Raw genomic sequence first — 19477 nt, forward strand, 5'->3', positions numbered from 1 at the left:
CGCCACCGACAGTCAGGGTTTCGCCGGATGCCCGCCCACCGGCGCCGGAGCGAAGCCCGGCGCCGCGGGCCGCCGATGCCCGACAATGTCGGCCATGGTCTTCGCACGTTCCTCCGCCACCGCACCGCACCCGACACCCAGGACCGGGTCCACCGGAGCCGGATCCCCCAAGGCCGGGCTGCGCGAGCGGAAGAAGATCAAGACCCGGCAGGCGATCCGCCGGGCGGCCTACCGGCTCTTCGAGGAGCAGGGGTACGACGCGACTCCCGTCGACCAGATCGCCGAGGCCGCCGAGGTCTCGCCCAGCACGGTCTTCCGCTACTTCCCCACCAAGGAGGACATCGTCCTGACGGACGAGTACGACGGCCTGCTGGAGGAGGGGATCCGGGCCCGCCCCGCCGACGAGCCGATGGTCGAGTCGATCCGGCAGGTCACCGTCGAGGCGCTGCGCCGGTTCGCCACGGCGGACCGTACCGAACTCGCCCAGCGCGCCCGGCTGGTCCGCGAGGTGCCCGCCATCAGGGGCCGTACGGCGGAGAACACCGCCCGGGATGCCGCGATGATCAGCGCCGTCCTCGCCGAGCGCACCGGCCGCCCGGTCGACGACCTGGAGATCCGGGTCATCAGTACGGCGATCCTGGCGGCCCTTCAGGAGGCACTGCTGTGCTGGGGCGAGGAGGGCAGCACGGCGGACCTGGAGGACCTGATCCACCAGACGCTGGACGTGCTGGCACGCGGCCTCACGCTCTGACGGCGGACGGGGCCGGCCGGCCGGTCCGCGTCGTCCGCTGCCGCCCGGCGCGGCTCCCTGCCCGGCCGCGCGCGACTACGACAGGCTCTCCGGCCGGCGGCTCACAACGCCACCACCACGGAGCCCAGATGGCGCCCTTCGATCAGCTCACGGAGCGCCCGCGGCGCCTGCTCGATGCCTTCGAGGCGGGAGTGCGGGAAGGTGAGCGTGCCGTCGCGCAGGCCCTGGCCGAACCGCGTGTGCCACTCCGGGGTCAGGTCCAGGTGGTCGTAGAGCGAGAGGCCGCGCAGGGTGATGCGGCGGGCGAGCAGTGAGAAGCCGTCGATCTCGGTGGCGGCCGGGCCGTCCTGGGCGAGCTGGGCGGACAGCGCTCCGACGAGGGCGAGGCGGGCGCCCTTGTTGGCGACGGCGACGGCCGCCCGGAGCTGCTCGCCGCCCACGGTGTCGAAGAGCGCGTCGATGCCCTCCGGGGCGGCCTTGCGCAGCTGCTCCTCCATGGGTCCCGCGCCGCGGATCACCACCGCGTCATAGCCGAGCTCCGCGACCAGCCGGTCGGCCTTGGCCTGCGATCCCGTACTGCCGATGACCCGGGTGGCGCCCCGCAGGCGGGCGATCTGGCCCGCCAGTGAGCCCACGCCGCCCGCCGCCCCGGTGACGAACACGGTGTCCCCGGGGCGCACTTCGGCGCCGCGCACCATGCCCATCCAGGCGGTGGGCCCCTGGGAGAGGTAACCGGCCGGATCGGGCAGCAGATCGGGGTCGAGACGCTGCGCCCGCGCGGCGTCGAGCAGCGCGTACTCGCGCCACCCGAGGCGGTGTTGCACCAGGTCACCGGGGCTGAGGTCGGTCCCGGGGGCGGCCACCACCTCGCCGATGGCCGCCCCGTGCAGCGGCTCGCCGAGCCGGAAGGGCTCGATCGGCGCGACGCTGCCCTCGTCCATCAGGGTGCGCATCACGGCGGAGACGTTCATCAGCGTGTTGCGTACCAGCACCTGGCCCTCCGCCGGCTCCGGAACCGGCACCTCCGCGATCTCGAAGAGGTCGTCGGTGACCGGCCCCCGGGGGCGCGCGGACAGGCGGACTTCGCGGTGCGTACGGTTCGTCATGCCTTGAGGCTAGGACGTGACGCGCGCATCAAGGTCGATCCGCCGCCGACTCCACGGCGTGAGTCGGGGACGCGCCCCAGGGCCGGGGCCCCGCAGGCCGTCCCCGCCTCCCTCACCCCCGCAACCGCTCCGCGAGCTCCTCCGGGTCCGTCGTCGGCCGCTCGCAGGTGAAGTTCCGGCAGACGTACGCGGCGGGCCGGCCGTCGACCAGGGGCCGTTCCATCAGGAGCGGCACCTCTTCGCTGTCGTCCGACCCCGGGGCGCCGAGCGCGACGACCGCCCCCGGGGCGGTGCCGAGCAGCGCGGCGCGGTGCAGGGCGCGGGTGGCCGGATCGTCCCGTGGGCCGACGACGGCGACCTCGCGCGGCCCGTCCAGGGCGGCCTCGGCGGCGGCGAGCCCCCACCCGATGAAGCGCGGGGCGCGGCCGCCGAGCGCCGTGACGATCCCGAGGGCGCGCTCCCCGGCGTCCCGGTGGAGGCCGCTGCCGGTGAGCGCCCCGTACGACAGCAGGGCGCCGGCGGCCGCGGTCCATCCGGAGGGCGTGGCGCTGTCGGTCGGGTCCTGGGGGCGGCGGATCAGCGTCTCGGCGTCGGACGCGGTGTCGTAGAGCGCGCCGTCCTGGGCGGTGAACTGGACCAGCACGGTGTCCAGGAAGAACCCGGCGAACTCCACCCAGACGCCCTCCCCGGAGACCGACGCCAGCGTCAGGAAGCCCTCGGCGACGTTCGCGTAGTCCTCCAGGACACCGGAGTTGGCGCCGGGCGCGCCGTCGCGGGAGGTGCGGTGCAGCCGGGCCTGCCAGTCCATGTGGACGCGGACCAGGAGGTCCGCGGCGTCGGTGGCGGCCTGGATCAGGTCGGGACGGTCGAAATAGGCGCCGGTCTCGGCGAGCGCGGCGATGGCCAGCCCGTTCCAGGAGGCGACGATCTTGTCGTCCCGGCCGGGGCGGGGCCGCTCGGCACGTGCCGCGAGCAGCCGCTCCTTGACGGAGACCACCCGCTCGGCGTCCACCAGACCGCCGATCTCCGGGAGTTGGAGTACCGAGGCGTTCTCCTCGAAGGTGCCCTCCTCCGTGACGCCGAAGTACTGGGCGGCGAACTCCGCGTCCTTCTCGCCGAGCACCGCACGCAGCTGCTCCGGCGTCCATACGTAGTACGCGCCCTCGACGTGCTTCCCGGAGCCGTCGTCGCTGTCCGCGTCGAGCGCGGAGGCGAAGCCGCCCTCGTCGGTGCGCAGCTCGCGGACCATGAAGTCGGCGGTCTCCACGGCGATACGGCGGGCCAGGTCGGAGCCGGTGGCGCGCCAGAGGTGCGCGTAGACGCGGCACAGCAGAGCGTTGTCGTAGAGCATCTTCTCGAAGTGCGGCACGGTCCAGGTGGCATCCACCGCATAGCGCGCGAAACCGCCGCCGAGCTGGTCGTAGATGCCGCCGCGGGCCATCGCCGCGCAGGTCGCCTGCACCATTTCCAGGGCCGCCTCGGAGCCGGTGCGCGCATGATGGCGGAGCAGGAATTCCAGCACCATGGACGGCGGGAACTTGGGCGCGCCACCGAATCCGCCGCGCACCGCGTCGAATTCGCGGGTGAGCGCCATCAGCGCGGTGTGCAGCTCCTCGGGGCGCGGCGGGCGCTGCTCCGTCGCGGTCAGCGACTCGCTCAGGGAGCGTCCCGAGAGGTCGGCGACGATCCGGCCGGCGACTTCGCCGACCTCGTCGCGCCGGTCCGTCCAGGCACCGCGTACGCCCTCCAGGACCTGCCCGAAGGACGGCATGCCGTGCCGGGGCTCGGGCGGGAAGTAGGTGCCGAAGTAGAAAGGTTCGGCGTCGGGGGTCAAGAAGACCGTCATGGGCCAGCCGCCCTGGCCGGTCGCGGCCTGCACGGCCTCCATGTAGACGGCGTCGACGTCCGGGCGCTCCTCGCGGTCGACCTTGACGGACACGAAGTGATCGTTGAGCAGGGCTGCGGTGGCCGGGTCCTCGAAGCTTTCGTGGGCCATGACATGGCACCAGTGGCACGAGCTGTAGCCGACGCTGAGCAGCACCGGCACACCGCGCCGCCGCGCTTCCTCGAACGCGTCGGCGGACCACGGCCACCAGTCGACGGGGTTGTCGGCGTGCTGGAGCAGATACGGGGAAGTCTCATGAGCCAGGCGGTTCGGCATGCCTCCATCCTCTCCCAAGGGGGCGCGGAGAGCCGGGAGCGGAGGGGGTTTCATCCGGCCGGGGCCCGCCGGCCGTCCCCCGGGAAGGGCGGCCCGGGGGTCGGGAGGAGTTATCCACAGGGCTGCCGGAATTCATCTGGACGCGGAAGACTGTGCGTACGGCGACGATCACCGCAGGGGACTGAGGGTCACCGCTGGAGACTGCTGGAACTGCTGGAGGGGGATGGGCATGCCGGGCTCACTGGCTGTACTGCGCGATGGACACCGGTCGGAAGCGGAAGGGCTGTTGGCACGGGCCGTCGAGGAGGAGGTGCGGCGCTCGGGCGGGCGGCTCGACCGGGAGGCGCTGCTGACCAGAGCGCGGAGCGCGCTGGAGGAGCTGGCGGGCTCCGCGTCCGAGGAGTACGCCGCGTATGTGCGGGCGCTGGACGAGGCGGCGGCCGGGCACCGCCCGCTGACGGAACGGCTGTCGCGCAGGGAGCTGGGCACTCCCGCGGTGGCGACGGCCGTGGCGGCGGTGGCGGCCTTCGGCACGGACCTCGCGTACGGCACCGGCGCGGGCGCGGCACTGGGTGTGGGGGCCGCCGTGGTGGTGGCGGGCGCCGCGGCCACGGTCGTGAAGCTGACGGCGGGGCACTGGCCGGCGGCGCACCGTCAGGCGGGGATGCGGGGCCAGCCCGGCGGCCCGGAGCAGCTGCGGCTCCAGTGGCTGACGGCGTTGGAGGTGCGCGGCATCCGGCCGTTCCTGGACCAGCAGCGGATGCTGACGGCGGCGGCCCGTGGCGGCGGTGCGGCCAAGAAGACCGCCGCGAAGACCACCCGGGTCCCGCAGTTGCGCGGCACGGACCGCAGCGCGGCGGCCCGGCAGCGGTCCGTACTGGAGCACTCCTTCTCCCAACTCCCGCGGCCTGACGGGCCGTTCGCGGGGCGGCGGGCCGAGCTGACGCAGATCGCGCAGTGGGTGCACGCGGCCCGTGCCAGCACCGAGACCAAGCCGACGGTGGTGGTGCTGCACGGCGAGCCGGGCTCGGGGCGTACGGCACTGGCGGTGCGGGCCACCCATCAGCTGCGCGACCAGTTCCGTGGCGCGTGTGTGGTGGATCTGCGCGGCGACACCCCCGGCGAGGTGCCGCTGCCGACCCGGGACGCGCTGCTGCATCTGCTCAACCGGCTGGGCGCGCCGCGCGAGCAGCTGCTGTTCCGGGAGCGGCCGTCCCAGGAACAGCACGTCAAAAGGCTGACCGACCTCTATCACCAGCATCTGACGGCCCTCCCGGTCACGGTCCTGCTGGACGACGCGTCGGATCCGGAGCAGGTGCGGACCCTGGTGCCGGACCGCTCGGACAGCCTGGTGCTGGTCACCTCCCGTGAGCCGCTGGAGCTGCCGGAGGATCTCCAGGCGTGGGTGCACCACCTTCCGGTGGGCCCGCTGGACGCGGCCGGCACCGAGGAGCTGCTGCGGCCGCCGTCCGGGGCGGACGGCGCGGCGGAGGAGTCGGCCGCCCCGGACGGCCCGTACGACTCGCAGGCGATCGACGAGATCTCCGGGCTGTGCGCCGGCCTGCCCCTGGCGCTGCGGGTGGCGGGCTCCTCGCTCGGGTCCCGCTCCCCCGCCTCGCTGGCCACCGACCTCGCGGCCTACGGGCCGGTGACACCGGTCGAGCGGGCCCTGTGGCTGCGCTACTCCGACCAGTCGGAGACCGCCCGTCGGCTGCTGCGCCGGCTGGCGCTGGTGGGCCGGGCGTCGCTGGGCGCGGCGGCCGCGGCCGCGCTGCTCGGGGTGGCGAACCAGGAGGCCGAGCGGCAGCTCACGACGCTGGCCGAGGCCGGTCTGCTCGAGCATGTCCGCGGCGAGCGCTACCGGATGCACGCCCTGGTGCACAGCTTCGCGCACGCCCGGCTGGTGGACGAGGAGGAGCCCGGCGAGCGCGCCGCCGCCCAGGAGCGGCTGATCCGCGGCTACGCGGAGCTGGCCGACTCCGTCATCCGCCTGGTCGACGGCCGTACGTCCACCCGCGCCGACCGCTTCGGCTCGCACGGCTTCACGTCCCTGGACGCGGCCCTCCAGTGGCTGGACGACGAGACCAGCTTCATCACCGCGGCCCTGCGCCACGCCGATCAGGACGTGGACCAGGCGACGGTCTCGCATCTGCTGGGCGCGCTGGCGGACTACTGCCTGCTGCGCGGTGACCTCTACCGCCTGGGCGAGCTGACCGAGCTGACCCGGGCCGCGGGCCAGGGCCTGCTGGTCCGCTCGGTGCAGTGGCGTACGGGCGTCGCGGCCCGGCAGCTCGGCGAGCTGGACAAGGCGCGAACGACCCTCTCCTCGGTGGTCGATCTCTACTTCGAAGCGCAGAATCCGGCGGGCGCCGCCCGCGCGCTGCGCGACCTGGGCATCACGCTCCAGCAGCAGGGCAATCTGACGGAGGCCGCGGCGAAGCTGCGGGAGGCGCTGGACATGCAGTCCGCGCCCGACATGCACGGCGACCGTGCCTGGACGCTGCACGCCCTGGCGGCGGTGGAGCGGGACCGGGCGCGGATAGCCGAGGCGCTGGAGCTGCTGCGCGAGGCGCTGGAGCTGCACGAGGAGAGCGAGAGCGTGCACGGCCAGGCATGGGCCCACTTCCAGCTCGGCCAGGTGCATCTGCGGCTGGGTGAGGTGCCGCGGGCGGAGGAGGCGCTGCACTCCGCGATGGAGCTCTACGGGCGGACGCACGACGAGCGCGGAGAGGCGTGGGCGATGACGCAGCTGGCGCGCGCCCGGCTGGTGGACGGCGACCCGGAGCCCGCCGTGGACCGGCTCCGCCAGGCGCTGCCGCTGCACCACGAGCACGAGGACGCCCGCGGCGAGGCCTGGACGATGTACTACCTCGGCCAGGCGCTGGAGGAGCGCGGCGAGCAGGACGCGGCGCTGCGCCAGCTGGAGCGGTCGCGGAACATGTTCAGCCGGATGCAGGACGGCTACGGCCTGGCGTGCGCCCGGCACCACGCGGGCCGGGTCACCCGCGATCTGCGGGCGGAGCAGACCGGCTCGCTGCGCAACAGCGGCTTCGCCCGGCAGCTGCTCCAGGACGCCCGCAAGGACTTCCAGCGGATCGGGGTGCCGCACGGCGAGGCGTGGTCGTGCCTGGAGCTGGTGATCATCGACGCCGGGAACGGCCGGGCGGCGCAGGCGCTGGAGCTGGCCGACGAGGCCGCCCGGATATTCGCCGGCTACGGCGACCGGCGCGGCGAGGACTGGGCCCGCTTCCTGCGCTGCACGCTGCTGCCGTTCGCGTCACCCGGCGGCTCCGTGGTCGGCACGGCCGTCGCCCAGGAGGAGCTGGCCCAGCTGTCACGGGACCGGCACCCGTCCCGCGACTCCAAGCTGGAGGACTGCGCGGAGGCGTTCGCGCTGCTGCTGGAGCGGGGCGTGGAGCCGGAATCGGGCTGGCAGGCGTGGCGCCTGGGCATGGTGCCGGGTCGCGCCGCGCGCGAGGTGATGGGCGTCCGCTAGAAAAGCCGGAAAAGACGGTGCGGGCGCACCACGCGTACGGCTCGCTGACCGCTTGGATCAGCGAGCCGCCGGGCCGGTCGGCCGACCGCTGCCAGACGGCCGGCCATGGACCTGCCACCCGGTCCTCACGCGCGACATACCGGGACCGGCTGCCCCGCGCCCGTAGTCAGCTGGTCTTCGGCTTCGGAGCCTTGGGCGCGGCCGCGGCGGTGCCGCCCGCCTCGCCCGCCTCGGGCGCCTCCTCGAAATCCACCTTCTTCATGTGCTTGTTCATGGACTTCATCAGCAGCCACACGGCGCCGCCGATGACCGCGAAGACGATGAAGCCGAGGACGCCGGGGGTCACCTTGTTCTTGTCGAAGCTGTCGGCAAGGGTGACGAAGTGCGTCAGGGCGAGGGTGCTGGTCGCGCTCATCATGGGGTCAATTGTTGCGGACGCCCGCGAAGAGGTCGTCCTCGGGGAGGGAAGTGTCCACCCGCGACTTCGCGAGCTCGTACTCCTCCGTCGGCCAGACCTCCCGCTGGATGTCCATCGGCACCCGGAACCAACCGCCGTCGGGGTCGATCTGGGTGGCGTGTGCGATCAGGGCCTTGTCGCGGATCTCGAAGAACTCGTCGCACGGGACGTACGTGGTCAGCGTGCGCTCGCGCTGCTCGAACTGCTTCCAGCGCTCCAGCCACTCGCCGTACGGCGACTCCATGCCGCGGTCCAGCAGCGCCTGGTGCAGTGCCAGCGTGCGCGGCTTGTTGAAGCCCTGGTTGTAGTAGAGCTTCTGGGGCGTCCAGGGCTCACCGGCCTCCGGGTACTTCTCCGGGTCGCCGGCCGCCTCGAACGCCACCATCGTGATCTTGTGGGTCATGATGTGGTCGGGGTGCGGGTAGCCGCCGTTCTCGTCGTAGGTCGTGATGACCTGCGGCTTGAACTCCCGGATCAGCTTGACCAGCCGCCCGGCCGCCTCGTCGACGTCCTGGAGCGCGAAACAGCCCTCGGGCAGCGGCGGCAGCGGGTCGCCCTCGGGCAGCCCGGAGTCGACGAAGCCCAGCCACTCCTGCTTGACGCCCAGGATCTCCCGGGCCTCGTCCATCTCCTTCTTCCGCACCTCGTGGATGTGCTCCTCGATGTACGGGTCGCCCTGGAGTTTGGGGTTGAGGATGGATCCTCGCTCGCCTCCGGTGCAGGTGGCGACCAGCACGTCCACCCCCTCGGACACGTACTTGGCCATGGTGGCCGCACCCTTGCTCGACTCGTCGTCGGGGTGGGCATGGACCGCCATCAATCGCAGCTGCTCAGTCAAGGCTCGATCCTCAGTGAAAAGGTGGAGAAGATGCCTCCTATAGTGACCGAAGCGAGGGGGCGCTGTATTCCCGGTTTCCCGGGCGGAACCGAGGGAGGGGACCTCCGGGTTTCCCGTGTGCCAGGTCCCCGTACCAGGAGGAATGATCATGACGGCGGAGCGCGAAGGGCTCCCGGACGGACGCTACGGCCGCTCCGCGGACCAGCGCGCGGATCGCAAGCTCAAGATCATCGGTGCGGTGCTGGGTGTCGCGCTGCTCGGCGTGGTCGGCTGGTCGGGCGTCTCGTACATCGCGGGGCAGGATCTCAGCGGCCGGGTGATCGGCTGGGACGCGGTGTCCGACAGCGCCGTGAAGGTGCACCTGGAAGTCGTCAAGGACAAGGACGACACCGGCGTGTGCACCCTGCGCTCGCAGTCCGAGGACGGCGCCGAGGTGGGCCGTAAGGACGTCACCGTCGACCAGCGCACGGAGCAGGTGGACACCGAGGTCACGGTGCGGACGACGAAGCGGGCGACCAATGCCGTGCTGGTCGGCTGTACGGTGTCCGGCGGCTGACCGACGGCGCCAGACGCGGACGCCCGCGCCCCCGGCGGCCACGCACTCCGCGTCAGTGCCCCCGCACTACGCGTCAGGCTTGCGGCATGCCCGGCGCACGGGGCCGGGCGAGGGATCAGGAGACCGCCGCTGACCTGCGGTGATGCATTCCTGCATGGTCCATACGGATTTCCTCTTCCCCGTTTTGTGCCGGAATTGTTAGGCTCGTGGTTTCGCCCACCTGTGAAGGCGCAACCCTTCCTGGTAGGGCGTTTGATTTATCCCCAGTACCGACGAGGAGCACCTGTGACCCAGACCACGGAGAACGTCACCTGGCTGACCCAGGAGGCGTATGACCAGCTCAAGGCCGAGCTGGAGTACCTGTCTGGTCCCGCACGCGCCGAGATCACCGAGAAGATCCAGGCGGCCCGCGAGGAAGGTGACCTGAAGGAGAACGCCGGGTACCACGCGGCCAAGGAAGAGCAGGGCAAGCAGGAGCTTCGCGTTCGCCAGCTGACCCAGCTGCTGCAGAGCGCGAAGGTCGGCGAGGCCCCCGCCGCCAACGGTGTCGTGGCTCCCGGCATGGTCGTCACCATCGCGTTCGACGGAGACCCGGACGACACCCTCAAGTTCCTCCTGGCCTCGCGGGAGTACGCGAGCTCGGAGATCGACACCTACTCCCCGCAGTCCCCGCTGGGCACCGGCGTGAACGGCAAGAAGATCGGTGACGACGCGGAGTACGAGCTGCCGAACGGTAAGACGGCGAAGGTGAAGATCCTCGACGCCAAGCCGTACACGGGCTGAGTCCAGGCGCCCGATCGACACGGCAAGCGGCCCGGAGCCTGGTGCTCCGGGCCGCTTCTCGTTGTCCCGCGCCGCCGCGTCACGCGCCGCTCACGCCGTCGCCGACCGGTACTTGCGCACCGCCAGTGTCCGGAACAGGGCGATGATCACGATGGACCAGATGATCGACGCCAGCACCGGATGCTCCATCGGCCAGGCGCCGGTCACCGACTTGGGAACCCCCGGGATGGTGTTGCCGAACAGCTCCCGGGCCGCGGCCACCGTCGCGCTGAACGGGTTCCACTCCGCGACATGCTGGAGGAACGTCGGCATGCCGTTGACCGGCACAAAGGCGTTGGAGATGAACGTCAGCGGGAACAGCCAGATCAGCCCGCCCGAGGTAGCCGCCTCCGGCGTACGCACCGTGAGGCCGATGAGGGCGCCGATCCAGGAGAAGGCGTAGCCGAGCAGGAGGAGCAGGCAGAAGCCGCTCAGCACCTCGACGATGTTCTCGTGCGTGCGCCAGCCGATCAGCAGCGCCACGACGGCCAGCACGACCAGCGTCAGCGCGGTCTGCACGAGGTCGGCCAGGGTCCGGCCGGTGAGCACCGCGCCCCGGGACATCGGCAGCGACCGGAACCGGTCGATCAGGCCCTTGTGCATGTCGTCCGCGATGCCCGCGCCGGCACCCGCCGTGGCGAACGTGACGGTCTGCGCGAAGATGCCGGCCATCAGGAACTCGCGGTACGCCTGGGCGTCGCCCACCGGGGCGCCGGGGATGTTGATGGAGCCGCCGAAGACGTAGGTGAACAGCACCACGAACATGATCGGCTGGATCAGCCCGAAGATCACCACTTCGGGGATGCGGATCATCCGGATCAGATTGCGCTTGGCGACGACCAGGGAGTCGCGCACGGACCGGCCGATGCCGCCGCGTGGCTGTGGGGTCCGGACAGGGGCCTCACCGGCCGCTTCGGTCACCGTGGTCACTTCACAGCCTCCTTCTGCCGGCCGCCCGCGGCGCCCCGGCCCTTCGCACCGCCGGCGCCACCGGAACCGCCGGCACCGCTCTCGTCGCCCGCGGCGCTCTCGTCCGCGGCCTCGGCGGCATGTCCGGTCAGCGAGATGAACACATCGTCCAGGGTCGGGCGGCGCAGCCCGATGTCGTCGATCTCCACCCCGCGGGTGTCCAGTTCGCGGATGACCTCGGCGAGCAGCTTGGCGCCGCCGGCCACCGGGACCGTCAGCTTGCGGGTGTGCTCCTCGATCGTGCTCTCGCCCTTGCCGAAGCCGCGCAGGACCTCGTCGGCGACGGAGAGGTGCTCGGGGGCGTGCACCACGACCTCGACGCGCTCGCCGCCGGTGCGCGCCTTGAGCTGGTCGGAGGTGCCGCGGGCGATGACCTTGCCGTGGTCGACGACGCAGATGTCATGGGCGAGACGGTCCGCCTCTTCCAGATACTGCGTGGTCAGCAGCAGGGTCGTGCCGCCGGCGACGAGCTCCTGGATGACGTCCCAGAGCGCCTGGCGGTTGCGCGGGTCCAGGCCGGTGGTCGGCTCGTCCATGAACATCACGGGCGGGCTGACGACCAGCGCCGCCGCGAGGTCGAGGCGGCGGCGCATACCGCCCGAGTAGGTCTTGGCGGTGCGGTCGGCGGCGTCGGAGAGGTTGAACCGCTCCAGCAGCTCGCCGGCCCGTCTCTTCGCGTCCCGGCCGCTCATCTGGTAGAGCTGGCCGACCATCATCAGGTTCTCGCGACCGGTCAAGTACTCGTCCACGGCGGCGAATTGGCCGGAGAGGCCGATCGAGTGGCGCACCCGGTCGGGGTGTGCGAGGACATCGATACCGGCGACCGTCGCCGTGCCGCGGTCCGGCCTGAGCAGGGTCGTCAGGACCCGTACGGCGGTGGTCTTGCCGGCCCCGTTCGGGCCGAGCATTCCGAGGACGGTTCCTTCGGGAACGTCGAGATCGACACCGTCCAGTGCCCGCACATCGCCGAAGGTCTTCACCAGACCCTCGGCGTAAATGGCGCCTGGCATGTGGGTACTCCCATGGCTTGGGTGATTTCCAGGTCGAATCTTACGTTTGGCGGTCTTTGTCCGCTTTATGGGCATATGTACGCAACGGGGCGCCACGAATGGCGCAACCCGCAGTCGCGAGAGTACTCCAAACGCGATACATCGCGACACGTATTTCTGGTTTCCGTGAGCGCACGCGTGAGCGGACACGCGTGACCGGCATGCGCACCCAGCGTGGCCCCGAACATGCGTGCGGCGCCACGGATTTCCCGCGGCGCCGCACACCCGCCCCTGTGCCCCACCGGGCTCACTCCACGAAGAAGTACCCCGCCTCGCGCAGCGCCGCGCTCACCTCGGCGCAGTGCTCGGGCCCCTTGGTCTCCAGGTGCAGCTCCACCTCCACCTCGGTCAGCCCGAGGCGCGGATCCGTCCGCACATGCCCGACGTCGAGGACGTTCGCGTCGACGACGGACAGCACGCCCAGCAGGTTCGCCAGCGCCCCCGGCCGGTCCGTCAGCCGCAGCCGCAGCGAGAGATAGCGGCCCGCGGCGGCCATACCGTGCCGCAGGATGCGTTGCATCAGCAGCGGGTCGACGTTCCCCCCGGACAGCACCGCGACCACCGGCCCAGGGAAGGACTTCGGGTGCGACAGCAGCGCCGCCACCGGGCTCGCCCCGGCCGGCTCCACCACCAGCTTCGCCCGCTCCAGGCACAGCAGCAGCGCACTGGAGAGCTCGTCCTCGGAGACCGTACGGACCTCGTCCACCAGCTCCTCGACGATCCCGAACGGCACATCGCCGGGCCGCCCCACCTTGATGCCGTCCGCCATCGTCGACAGCCCGTCGACCACCACCGGACGCCCGGCCGCCAGCGACGGCGGATAGCAGGCGGCGCCCGCCGCCTGCACCCCGATGACCCGCACATCCGGGCGCAGCGCCTTCACCGCCAGCGCGACGCCCGCCGCCAGCCCGCCGCCGCCGATCCCCACGACGATGCTGCGCACCTCGGGGCACTGTTCGAGGATCTCCAGGCCGACCGTGCCCTGGCCCGCGATGATGTCGCGGTGGTCGAAGGGGTGGATGAAGACCGCGCCGGTCTCCCGCGCGTACTCCTCGGCGGCCGCCAGCGTCTCGTCCACGACCTGGCCGTGCAGCCGCACCTCGGCGCCGTACTCGCGGGTCGCGGAGACCTTCGGCAGGGGCGCACCGACCGGCATGAACACCGTCGAGTGCACACCCAGCAGGGACGCCGCCAGTGCCACGCCCTGCGCGTGGTTGCCCGCGCTCGCCGCCACCACACCGGCCGCCCGCTCCTGCGGGGTGAGCCCGGCGATCCGCACGTAGGCGCCGCGGATCTTGAAGGAGCCGGTGCGCTGGAGGTTCTCGCACTTGAGGTGCACCGGGGCGCCGACCAGCCCGGACAGATAGCGGCTGCCCTCCATGGCGGTGGCCCGGGCGACGCCGGAGAGCATCTTGTGCGCGTCACGCACGTCATCGACCGTGATCGCGGGGAGCGCGGCAGCGGCGGACCGGTGCGACGTACGAGGCGTGTGATCTGCCATGCCGCCAGTCTCGCAGTTCGTCCGCGTACCGGCCTTTCCGTCCCGATGGCCGGACACCGCCCCCCGGGAGGCGCGGATCGCGGGCTCCGGACGGCGCTTTATCGGATTGCGCAGCGCCGGTACGGTCCGCGCCGGGTCCGCGTACTCTGTCCTCCAATCCGTACGCATCCCATGAAGCGAGCACCCGGCCATGCCCACCTCTTCGGACATGACGACCCACACCGATCCCGCTGTTCTCGACGCGCTGCAGCACCAAGTGGCCGTCTTCGCCCGCCGCGCAGAACAGAGCCGGCTCGGCGGCGTCGGGCAGGCGCGCAACTCCATGGACCGCGCCGCCTACCTGCTGCTCAACCGCCTGGACCAGGAAGGCCCGATGGGCGTCAAGGCCCTCGCCGCCGGTATGGGCATCGACTCCTCGACGGTCACCCGGCAGGTCGCCCCGCTGGTCGACTCCGGGCTGGTCAGCCGTGCCACGCACCCCGAGGACGGCCGGGCCGTGGTCCTACAGCTGTCCGAACGCGGCTGCTCCCGCCTGGAAGAGGTACGGGCCTCGCGCCGCGCGCTGATGGCCCTGGTGACGGAGGGCTGGTCCGAGGAGGACCGGGACGCGTTCTGCACGCTGCTGACGCGGTTCAACACCTCGCTCGCCACGATCACCGCGTCGCTGGGCCCTGCCGGACCGCTCGGCCCGGCGGGAACCGCGTCCTGACACCCGGCGCACGACGGGCCGGCTGCCGCCTGCCGCCGCCCTGCTGACGGGCGAGCAGGAGCACCGACCCGGCACGGCCGCACACGAGTTGCCGACCGTTCCCCCGCCGGTCACCACCCCTCCCCTGGAGGCATGGTGACCGACGGGGTTCTCAACGGACCGCCCGGCGGACCGTCTAGCCCAGCGCCTGCGCGAGGTCGGCCAGCAGGTCGTCGACGGACTCGATGCCGACCGACACCCGTACGAGGTCGCCGGGGACCTCCAGCGCCGAACCGGCCGTCGAGGCGTGCGTCATCCGCCCCGGGTGCTCGATCAGCGACTCGACGCCGCCCAGCGACTCACCGAGGGTGAACAGCTGCGCCCGGTTGCAGACCTCCACGGCCGCCTCCTCGCCGCCCGCGACCTGGAACGACACCATGCCGCCGAAGGAACGCATCTGCTTGGCGGCGACCTCGTGGCCGGGGTGCTCGGCCAGCCCCGGGTAGTAGACGCGGGTCACCTTGTTGTGCGCGGTCAGCAGCTCCGCGATCCGGGCCGCGTTGGCGCTGTGCCGGTCCATCCGTACGGCCAGCGTCTTGATGCCGCGCATCACCAGCCAGGCGTCGAAGGGGCCGGCGACCGCACCCATCGCGTTCTGGTGGTAGGCGAGTTCCTCGCCGAGGGTGTCGTCGTTGACGACCAGGGCGCCGCCGACGACGTCGGAGTGCCCGCCCATGTACTTGGTCGTGGAGTAGACCACCACGTCCGCGCCGAGGGCCAGCGGCTGCTGGAGGTAGGGGCTGGCGAAGGTGTTGTCGACGACGAGCTTGGCGCCGGCGTCCCGGGCGACGCCCGCCAGCGCCGCGATGTCGCTGATGCCGAGCAGCGGGTTGCTGGGCGTCTCCACCCAGATCGCCTTCGTACGGGGCCGCAGCGCGGCGCGTACCGCCTGCGGGTCGGAGGTGTCGGCGACCGACCACTCCACACCCCATCGCTCGACGACCTTCGAGAACAGTCGGAAGGTGCCGCCGTAGGCGTCATTGGGGATGATCACGTGGTCGCCGGGGGCGAGCAGGGTCCGCAGCAGGCAGTCCTCGGCGGCGAGACCGGAGGCGAAGGCCAGGCCACGGCGGCCGCCGTCGAGGGCCGCGAGGTTCTCCTCCAGAGCGGTACGCGTCGGGTTGGCGCTGCGGCTGTACTCGTAGCCGCCGCGCAGCCCGCCGACACCGTCCTGCTTGTACGTGGACACCTGGTAGATGGGCGGAACCACCGCGCCCGTGGCCGGGTCGGCTTCCTGACCTGCGTGGATCGCGAGGGTTTCGAAATGCTGGTGGTGGCGCTCGTCGCGCTGATCGCTCATGCCTGCCGAGGGTAGCCGCCTCCGGCGATTCTGGAACTTTCTGGTTCTCTGGATAGTGGATACCTACGAGGAACCGCCGCACCACCGCACACTGGTTCCCCGCACGGCACCACCCGCCCGCACACCCCCGACCGCCCGCCAGGCCCTCCGACAGGGACACACCACATGGACGCTCTGCTGGTTCTCTTCGCCGCGATCACCCTCGGCGGTTTCGTCTTCCTGCCCTGGATGCGGCGCCGACGGGCCGCCCAGCACACCCGGCAGGGCCTGGTGGTGGCGGCGGACCCGATGGCGGGCTACGGCTTCGTACCGCTCGACCAGCTCGACGTACGCCTGCCGGGACCCGACCAGGAGCTCGACGACGCGCTGGCCGAGATGCGCCGTACGCACGACTGGCGGCCGGCCGCCGAGTTGCTGAAGTCCACCGGCGACAACTGGGAGCTGCGCTGGCAGCGGGTCCAGACGCTGGCCGGGGCGGCCGCGTTCGAGCTGGCCCAGGAGACGGCGGACCAGGAGCGGCCCGGGGCCGCGGCGCCGGGCGGCGGCGGCCGCACCGGCGGCATCTGGCTGCGGACCTGGCGCAACGAGGCACCCAAGGACCCGGGCGGGGCCCAGACCCACGCCCAGTTCCTGGTCGTCCAGGCCCTGCGCGACCCCGGTTCGCAGGACTTCCGCATGATCCTCGAAGAGGCCCGTACGGTCTGCGAGGAGGCGCGGCTGCTGGCCCCCGGCAGCCCCGTCCCGTACCTGACCGAGCTGACCGTCGCCCGCGGCCTGGGCGACCGCAAGGCCGACTACGAAGCCCTCTGGTCCAAGGTCACCCAGCGCGCCCCGCACCACATGGGCGCGCACCTGGCCGCGCTCCCTTACTGGTCGGAGAAGTGGCACGGCTCCCGCGAGGAGGCCGAGGCGTTCGCCGAGCGCGCCGCCGCCGACGCCCCGGCCGGCACGCTCCTCCCGGCCCTCCCCCTCTTCGCGGTCTACGAGCACCTTCCCGAGGCCAACCTGGTCCGCAGCCTCTACCAGAGCTCGGTGGTGGAGCGCGCCATCGAAGGCGCCCACTTCGCGCTGAGCGAGGCCCCCGCCGACCACCCGATGGCGCCGCACGTCCGCCATCTCCTGGTCTGGTTCCTGGTCCGCGCGGAGCGCTACGCCGAGGCGATGGAACAGCTCCGCCTGGTCGACGGACACGTGGGCGCCGTCCCGTGGTCCTACGGCCGCAGCCCCGCCGCCGAGTACGCCGCGTACCGCGCGCAGGCCATTGCCGGCTGGGAACAGCTGGGCGGCACGTCGGCGGGCTTCCCCTCACCACCCGAGCACTGAGCCCGTCCGACGGGTGAGGTCCGCATACCCGGAATACCTCCCACGACGAAAGCGTTCCCCCGCTAGTCCTCGGCTGGTCCTCCTTCTCCCTCCCTGGAGCTTGATCCCATGCTGTTCTCCCGCTTCAAGACCCACCTCCCGACCCCCGAGGAAGCGCTGAAGGGCCGCGCCGAACGGGACTTCACCGTCCCCGACCGGCACACCGTCCTCGGCAACCCGCTGCTCGGCCCGTACCCCGAGGGCCTGGAGATCGCCGACTTCGGGCTGGGCTGCTTCTGGGGCGCCGAGCGGAAGTTCTGGCAGGCGGACGGCGTCTGGACCACCCTCGTCGGCTACCAGGGCGGCCACACCCCGAACCCCACCTACGAAGAGGTCTGCAGCGGCCACACCGGCCACACCGAGGCCGTCCGAGTCGTCTACGACCCGGCCGTCGTCCCGTACACCGCGCTCCTCAAACTCTTCTGGGAGTCCCACGACCCCACCCAGGGCTTCCGCCAGGGCAACGACGTCGGCACCCAGTACCGCTCCGCCGTCTACACCCACTCCCCCGCCCAGCAACAGGCCGCCGAAGCCTCCCGCGACGCCTACCGCACCGTCCTCCGCGACTCCGGCTACACCGACATCACCACCGAAATCCTCCCGGCCGACCCGGCCCGCCCCTTCTATCCGGCCGAGGGCTATCACCAGCAGTACCTCGACAAGAACCCGGCGGGGTACTGCGGAATCGGGGGGACGGGAGTGAGCTGCCCGGTGGGGGTGGCACCCGCCCCGGAAGTCACGGATCAGTAGACCGCTCCCTCCAAGCCGGTCCAGGCGCGGGCAGCCACACTGCCTCTGCCTCACTCGTTCGAGCGGAGGGAGAGCACTCGTGCCGGATACGCTGACGCAAGGGATCAGAATCACGCCCATGGGAGTAGCCATGACCACCTCCGCCGCTGGGCAGCCACTCATTCCCCAGCCCCCTGCCACGGTTGCCGCACTGCGGCAGGCGATCAGTCAGATCGCGCCCGCAGCGCTGCCGGCTTTCACACGGGAGTTGGACCAAGCGGCCGACCAGTCCCGGCAGGGCTCCGACCTGGCACCGCTCCAGCGGTTCATCGCCCAGTGGGCCGCCTACGTCCACATCCAGCGTCAGCCCGACGCGGCAGCGGACCTCCGCCGGTGGGAGAACGCCGCCGAATCGGGCGACGCGGCTCAGGCACGACAGGCCGCCTCCGAGATCGGCCGGATCCTGGACGAAGCCCACGCCGCTATCGGCCTCCCGGCCCGGTGAGCGCGGACTGGCACTGGGATTACGACCCCGACCACGAACATGTGGCGGGCGGCATCCCCGGTCACGTGGTGGCGGAAGTGGAACGTCTGGCCAGCCAGCTCGTAGACCTTGCTAGGACGGGCATCGACGTCAGCGATTTCGGCAACGGTCCCCGACCGGGAGGCCTGCGCCGCATGGACGCCGCCGGCGGCTGGTTCTACTTCCTCGTGGCGCCGCGTGCCACGCTGATCATCATCGTCCGCATCGTGCCACCGTTCGACGCGCTGTAGCCGGCACCACCGAAGCATCTTGCATGCCTGAGGTGACTTGGCACGCAAGCCCCGTAGGGACGGCGGTCAAGCCAAAAGCCCCATCGGGGACGAACGGGGGTCGGTCGTGCCCGACGGGGATCGCGCCACCACCGGAAGCGAGCGAGTCGCTGCCGACCACTTCAGTACGTCAGCGACCTCTGGGACCCTTGGCGCGCGGAGGACCGAGCGCCTGGCGGAGTTGGTGGCCCGGATCGAGAAGGCGGGTGGCACGGCCGTGCGGATCCGCACCGACGTGACCCGGCGGGAGGACCTGCACGCCCTGGTCGCGCTGGCCGCCGAGCGCTTCGGCCGGCTCGACGTCCTGGTCGGCAACGCGGGGGTCGGCACCATCTCGCCTCTTGATGACCTGCGCGTCGAGGAGTGGGACCACATGGTCGACGTCAACGTGAAGGGCGTGTTGCACGGCATCGCCGCCGCGCTGCCGGTCTTCCGCGCACAGGGCACCGGGCACTTCGTCACCACCGCCTCCACGGCCGCCTTCCGCGTCGTCCCCGCCATGGCGGTCTACGCCGGCACCAAGTTCGCGGTCCGGGCCCTCTGCGAAGGGCTGCGCCAGGAGGCCGGCGACTGTCTGCGGGTGACCACCGTCTCGCCCGGTGCCACCGCCACCGACTTCGCCGAGGCGTCCACCAACAGCCGGGTCCGAGCGGAGATCACGAGGATGCGGGACGACATCGGCATACCGCCCGACGCGATCGCCCGCACCATCGCGTTCGCCATCGAACAGCCCGCCACGGTCGACGTGAACGAGATCGTCGTCCGCCCCACCGCCCAGAGCTGACCTCTGTGCCTCCCCCCGGCCGAATGCCCGGTGCC

At 71.9% G+C, this 19477-nt stretch carries 18 protein-coding genes; 10 read left to right on the plus strand and 8 right to left on the minus strand.

Annotated elements, in window-relative coordinates; genetic code table 11:
- Window positions 1-94: 94 nt before the first annotated feature.
- Entirely contained in the window at window positions 95-751 is a 657-nt protein-coding gene (locus tag FCH28_RS28965; protein WP_425472016.1) for a TetR/AcrR family transcriptional regulator, read from the plus strand.
- Window positions 752-852: 101 nt separating this feature from the next.
- On the opposite strand, the gene FCH28_RS28970 is transcribed toward FCH28_RS28965, so the two are convergent.
- Both FCH28_RS28970 and FCH28_RS28975 read right to left on the minus strand, forming a co-directional pair.
- A complete protein-coding gene (locus FCH28_RS28970) occupies window positions 853-1857 on the minus strand; it encodes an MDR family NADP-dependent oxidoreductase (RefSeq protein WP_136743109.1) in 1005 nt (334 codons plus the stop codon).
- Between the two features lie 112 nt (window positions 1858-1969).
- Window positions 1970-4018, minus strand: coding sequence for a thioredoxin domain-containing protein (locus FCH28_RS28975; RefSeq protein ID WP_136743110.1), 2049 nt, complete (start codon window positions 4016-4018; stop codon window positions 1970-1972).
- A 229-nt stretch (window positions 4019-4247) separates the two neighbouring features.
- Between FCH28_RS28975 and FCH28_RS28980 the strand changes: the two genes are divergently transcribed.
- Window positions 4248-7514, plus strand: coding sequence for a tetratricopeptide repeat protein (locus FCH28_RS28980; RefSeq protein WP_136743111.1), 3267 nt, complete (start codon window positions 4248-4250; stop codon window positions 7512-7514).
- A 166-nt stretch (window positions 7515-7680) separates the two neighbouring features.
- On the opposite strand, the gene FCH28_RS28985 is transcribed toward FCH28_RS28980, so the two are convergent.
- Window positions 7681-7932 carry an RAMP4 family protein gene (locus FCH28_RS28985; RefSeq protein WP_136743112.1) on the minus strand — a complete coding sequence of 84 codons (252 nt, stop codon included), beginning with the start codon at window positions 7930-7932 and terminating at the stop codon, window positions 7681-7683.
- Between the two features lie 4 nt (window positions 7933-7936).
- The gene (gene mca, locus FCH28_RS28990) at window positions 7937-8809 is read right to left on the minus strand and encodes a mycothiol conjugate amidase Mca (protein ID WP_136743113.1); all 873 of its coding nucleotides are present in this window, start codon (window positions 8807-8809) and stop codon (window positions 7937-7939) included.
- A gap of 148 nt (window positions 8810-8957) precedes the next feature.
- Here mca and FCH28_RS28995 point away from each other — a divergent pair, with 148 nt between their 5' ends.
- Window positions 8958-9365 carry a DUF4307 domain-containing protein gene (locus FCH28_RS28995; RefSeq protein WP_136743114.1) on the plus strand — a complete coding sequence of 136 codons (408 nt, stop codon included), beginning with the start codon at window positions 8958-8960 and terminating at the stop codon, window positions 9363-9365.
- A gap of 285 nt (window positions 9366-9650) precedes the next feature.
- Window positions 9651-10148 carry a transcription elongation factor GreA gene (gene greA, locus FCH28_RS29000; protein WP_136743115.1) on the plus strand — a complete coding sequence of 166 codons (498 nt, stop codon included), beginning with the start codon at window positions 9651-9653 and terminating at the stop codon, window positions 10146-10148.
- 90 nt (window positions 10149-10238) lie between these two features.
- Here the strand turns inward: greA and FCH28_RS29005 are convergent, their stop codons facing one another.
- From FCH28_RS29005 to ilvA, 3 genes are all read right to left on the minus strand, one after another.
- Entirely contained in the window at window positions 10239-11117 is an 879-nt protein-coding gene (locus FCH28_RS29005; protein ID WP_425472017.1) for an ABC transporter permease, read from the minus strand.
- The gene (locus FCH28_RS29010; RefSeq protein WP_246103313.1) at window positions 11114-12166 is read right to left on the minus strand and encodes an ATP-binding cassette domain-containing protein; all 1053 of its coding nucleotides are present in this window, start codon (window positions 12164-12166) and stop codon (window positions 11114-11116) included. The genes FCH28_RS29005 and FCH28_RS29010 overlap by 4 nt, the downstream gene beginning before the upstream one ends.
- Before the next feature lie 286 nt (window positions 12167-12452).
- Window positions 12453-13706 (minus strand): threonine ammonia-lyase, encoded by a 1254-nt coding sequence (ilvA, locus tag FCH28_RS29015; RefSeq protein WP_136743116.1) that lies wholly within the window; start codon window positions 13704-13706, stop codon window positions 12453-12455.
- A gap of 190 nt (window positions 13707-13896) precedes the next feature.
- On the opposite strand from ilvA, the gene FCH28_RS29020 reads away from it, so the two are divergent.
- Window positions 13897-14415 carry a MarR family winged helix-turn-helix transcriptional regulator gene (locus FCH28_RS29020; RefSeq protein ID WP_136743117.1) on the plus strand — a complete coding sequence of 173 codons (519 nt, stop codon included), beginning with the start codon at window positions 13897-13899 and terminating at the stop codon, window positions 14413-14415.
- A gap of 175 nt (window positions 14416-14590) precedes the next feature.
- Here the strand turns inward: FCH28_RS29020 and FCH28_RS29025 are convergent, their stop codons facing one another.
- Window positions 14591-15754: a cystathionine gamma-synthase gene (locus FCH28_RS29025; protein ID WP_136743118.1), complete on the minus strand. Its 1164-nt coding sequence runs from the start codon at window positions 15752-15754 to the stop codon at window positions 14591-14593.
- Between the two features lie 165 nt (window positions 15755-15919).
- Between FCH28_RS29025 and FCH28_RS29030 the strand changes: the two genes are divergently transcribed.
- The 5 genes from FCH28_RS29030 (at window position 15920) to FCH28_RS29050 (ending at window position 19442) form a co-directional block, all read left to right on the plus strand.
- Complete coding sequence (locus FCH28_RS29030) at window positions 15920-17077, plus strand: hypothetical protein (protein WP_136743119.1); 1158 nt, start codon at window positions 15920-15922, stop codon at window positions 17075-17077.
- Window positions 17078-17185: 108 nt separating this feature from the next.
- Window positions 17186-17866 (plus strand): peptide-methionine (S)-S-oxide reductase MsrA, encoded by a 681-nt coding sequence (gene msrA / locus FCH28_RS29035; protein WP_136743120.1) that lies wholly within the window; start codon window positions 17186-17188, stop codon window positions 17864-17866.
- 130 nt (window positions 17867-17996) lie between these two features.
- Window positions 17997-18350, plus strand: a complete 354-nt coding sequence (locus FCH28_RS29040) for a DUF6247 family protein (RefSeq protein WP_136743182.1) — start codon at window positions 17997-17999, stop codon at window positions 18348-18350.
- A complete protein-coding gene (locus tag FCH28_RS29045; protein ID WP_136743121.1) occupies window positions 18347-18619 on the plus strand; it encodes a hypothetical protein in 273 nt (90 codons plus the stop codon). Before FCH28_RS29040 ends, FCH28_RS29045 begins: the two co-directional genes overlap by 4 nt.
- A 106-nt stretch (window positions 18620-18725) precedes the next feature.
- Window positions 18726-19442, plus strand: a complete 717-nt coding sequence (locus tag FCH28_RS29050; RefSeq protein ID WP_246103315.1) for an SDR family oxidoreductase — start codon at window positions 18726-18728, stop codon at window positions 19440-19442.
- Window positions 19443-19477 lie beyond the last annotated feature (35 nt).

The organism is Streptomyces piniterrae (assembly GCF_005048155.1).
Lineage (GTDB): Bacteria > Actinomycetota > Actinomycetes > Streptomycetales > Streptomycetaceae > Streptomyces > Streptomyces piniterrae.

Bases quoted from the DNA above. Each gene is read 5' to 3' on its own strand.
- FCH28_RS28965 (WP_425472016.1), top strand. From the start codon at position 95: ATGGTCTTCGCACGTTCCTCCGCCACCGCACCGCACCCGACACCCAGG.
- FCH28_RS28970 (WP_136743109.1), bottom strand. From the start codon at position 1,857: ATGACGAACCGTACGCACCGCGAAGTCCGCCTGTCCGCGCGCCCCCGG.
- FCH28_RS28975 (WP_136743110.1), bottom strand. From the start codon at position 4,018: ATGCCGAACCGCCTGGCTCATGAGACTTCCCCGTATCTGCTCCAGCAC.
- FCH28_RS28980 (WP_136743111.1), top strand. From the start codon at position 4,248: ATGCCGGGCTCACTGGCTGTACTGCGCGATGGACACCGGTCGGAAGCG.
- FCH28_RS28985 (WP_136743112.1), bottom strand. From the start codon at position 7,932: ATGATGAGCGCGACCAGCACCCTCGCCCTGACGCACTTCGTCACCCTT.
- FCH28_RS28995 (WP_136743114.1), top strand. From the start codon at position 8,958: ATGACGGCGGAGCGCGAAGGGCTCCCGGACGGACGCTACGGCCGCTCC.
- FCH28_RS29010 (WP_246103313.1), bottom strand. From the start codon at position 12,166: ATGCCAGGCGCCATTTACGCCGAGGGTCTGGTGAAGACCTTCGGCGAT.
- ilvA (WP_136743116.1), bottom strand. From the start codon at position 13,706: ATGGCAGATCACACGCCTCGTACGTCGCACCGGTCCGCCGCTGCCGCG.
- FCH28_RS29020 (WP_136743117.1), top strand. From the start codon at position 13,897: ATGCCCACCTCTTCGGACATGACGACCCACACCGATCCCGCTGTTCTC.
- FCH28_RS29025 (WP_136743118.1), bottom strand. From the start codon at position 15,754: ATGAGCGATCAGCGCGACGAGCGCCACCACCAGCATTTCGAAACCCTC.
- FCH28_RS29030 (WP_136743119.1), top strand. From the start codon at position 15,920: ATGGACGCTCTGCTGGTTCTCTTCGCCGCGATCACCCTCGGCGGTTTC.
- msrA (WP_136743120.1), top strand. From the start codon at position 17,186: ATGCTGTTCTCCCGCTTCAAGACCCACCTCCCGACCCCCGAGGAAGCG.
- FCH28_RS29040 (WP_136743182.1), top strand. From the start codon at position 17,997: ATGACCACCTCCGCCGCTGGGCAGCCACTCATTCCCCAGCCCCCTGCC.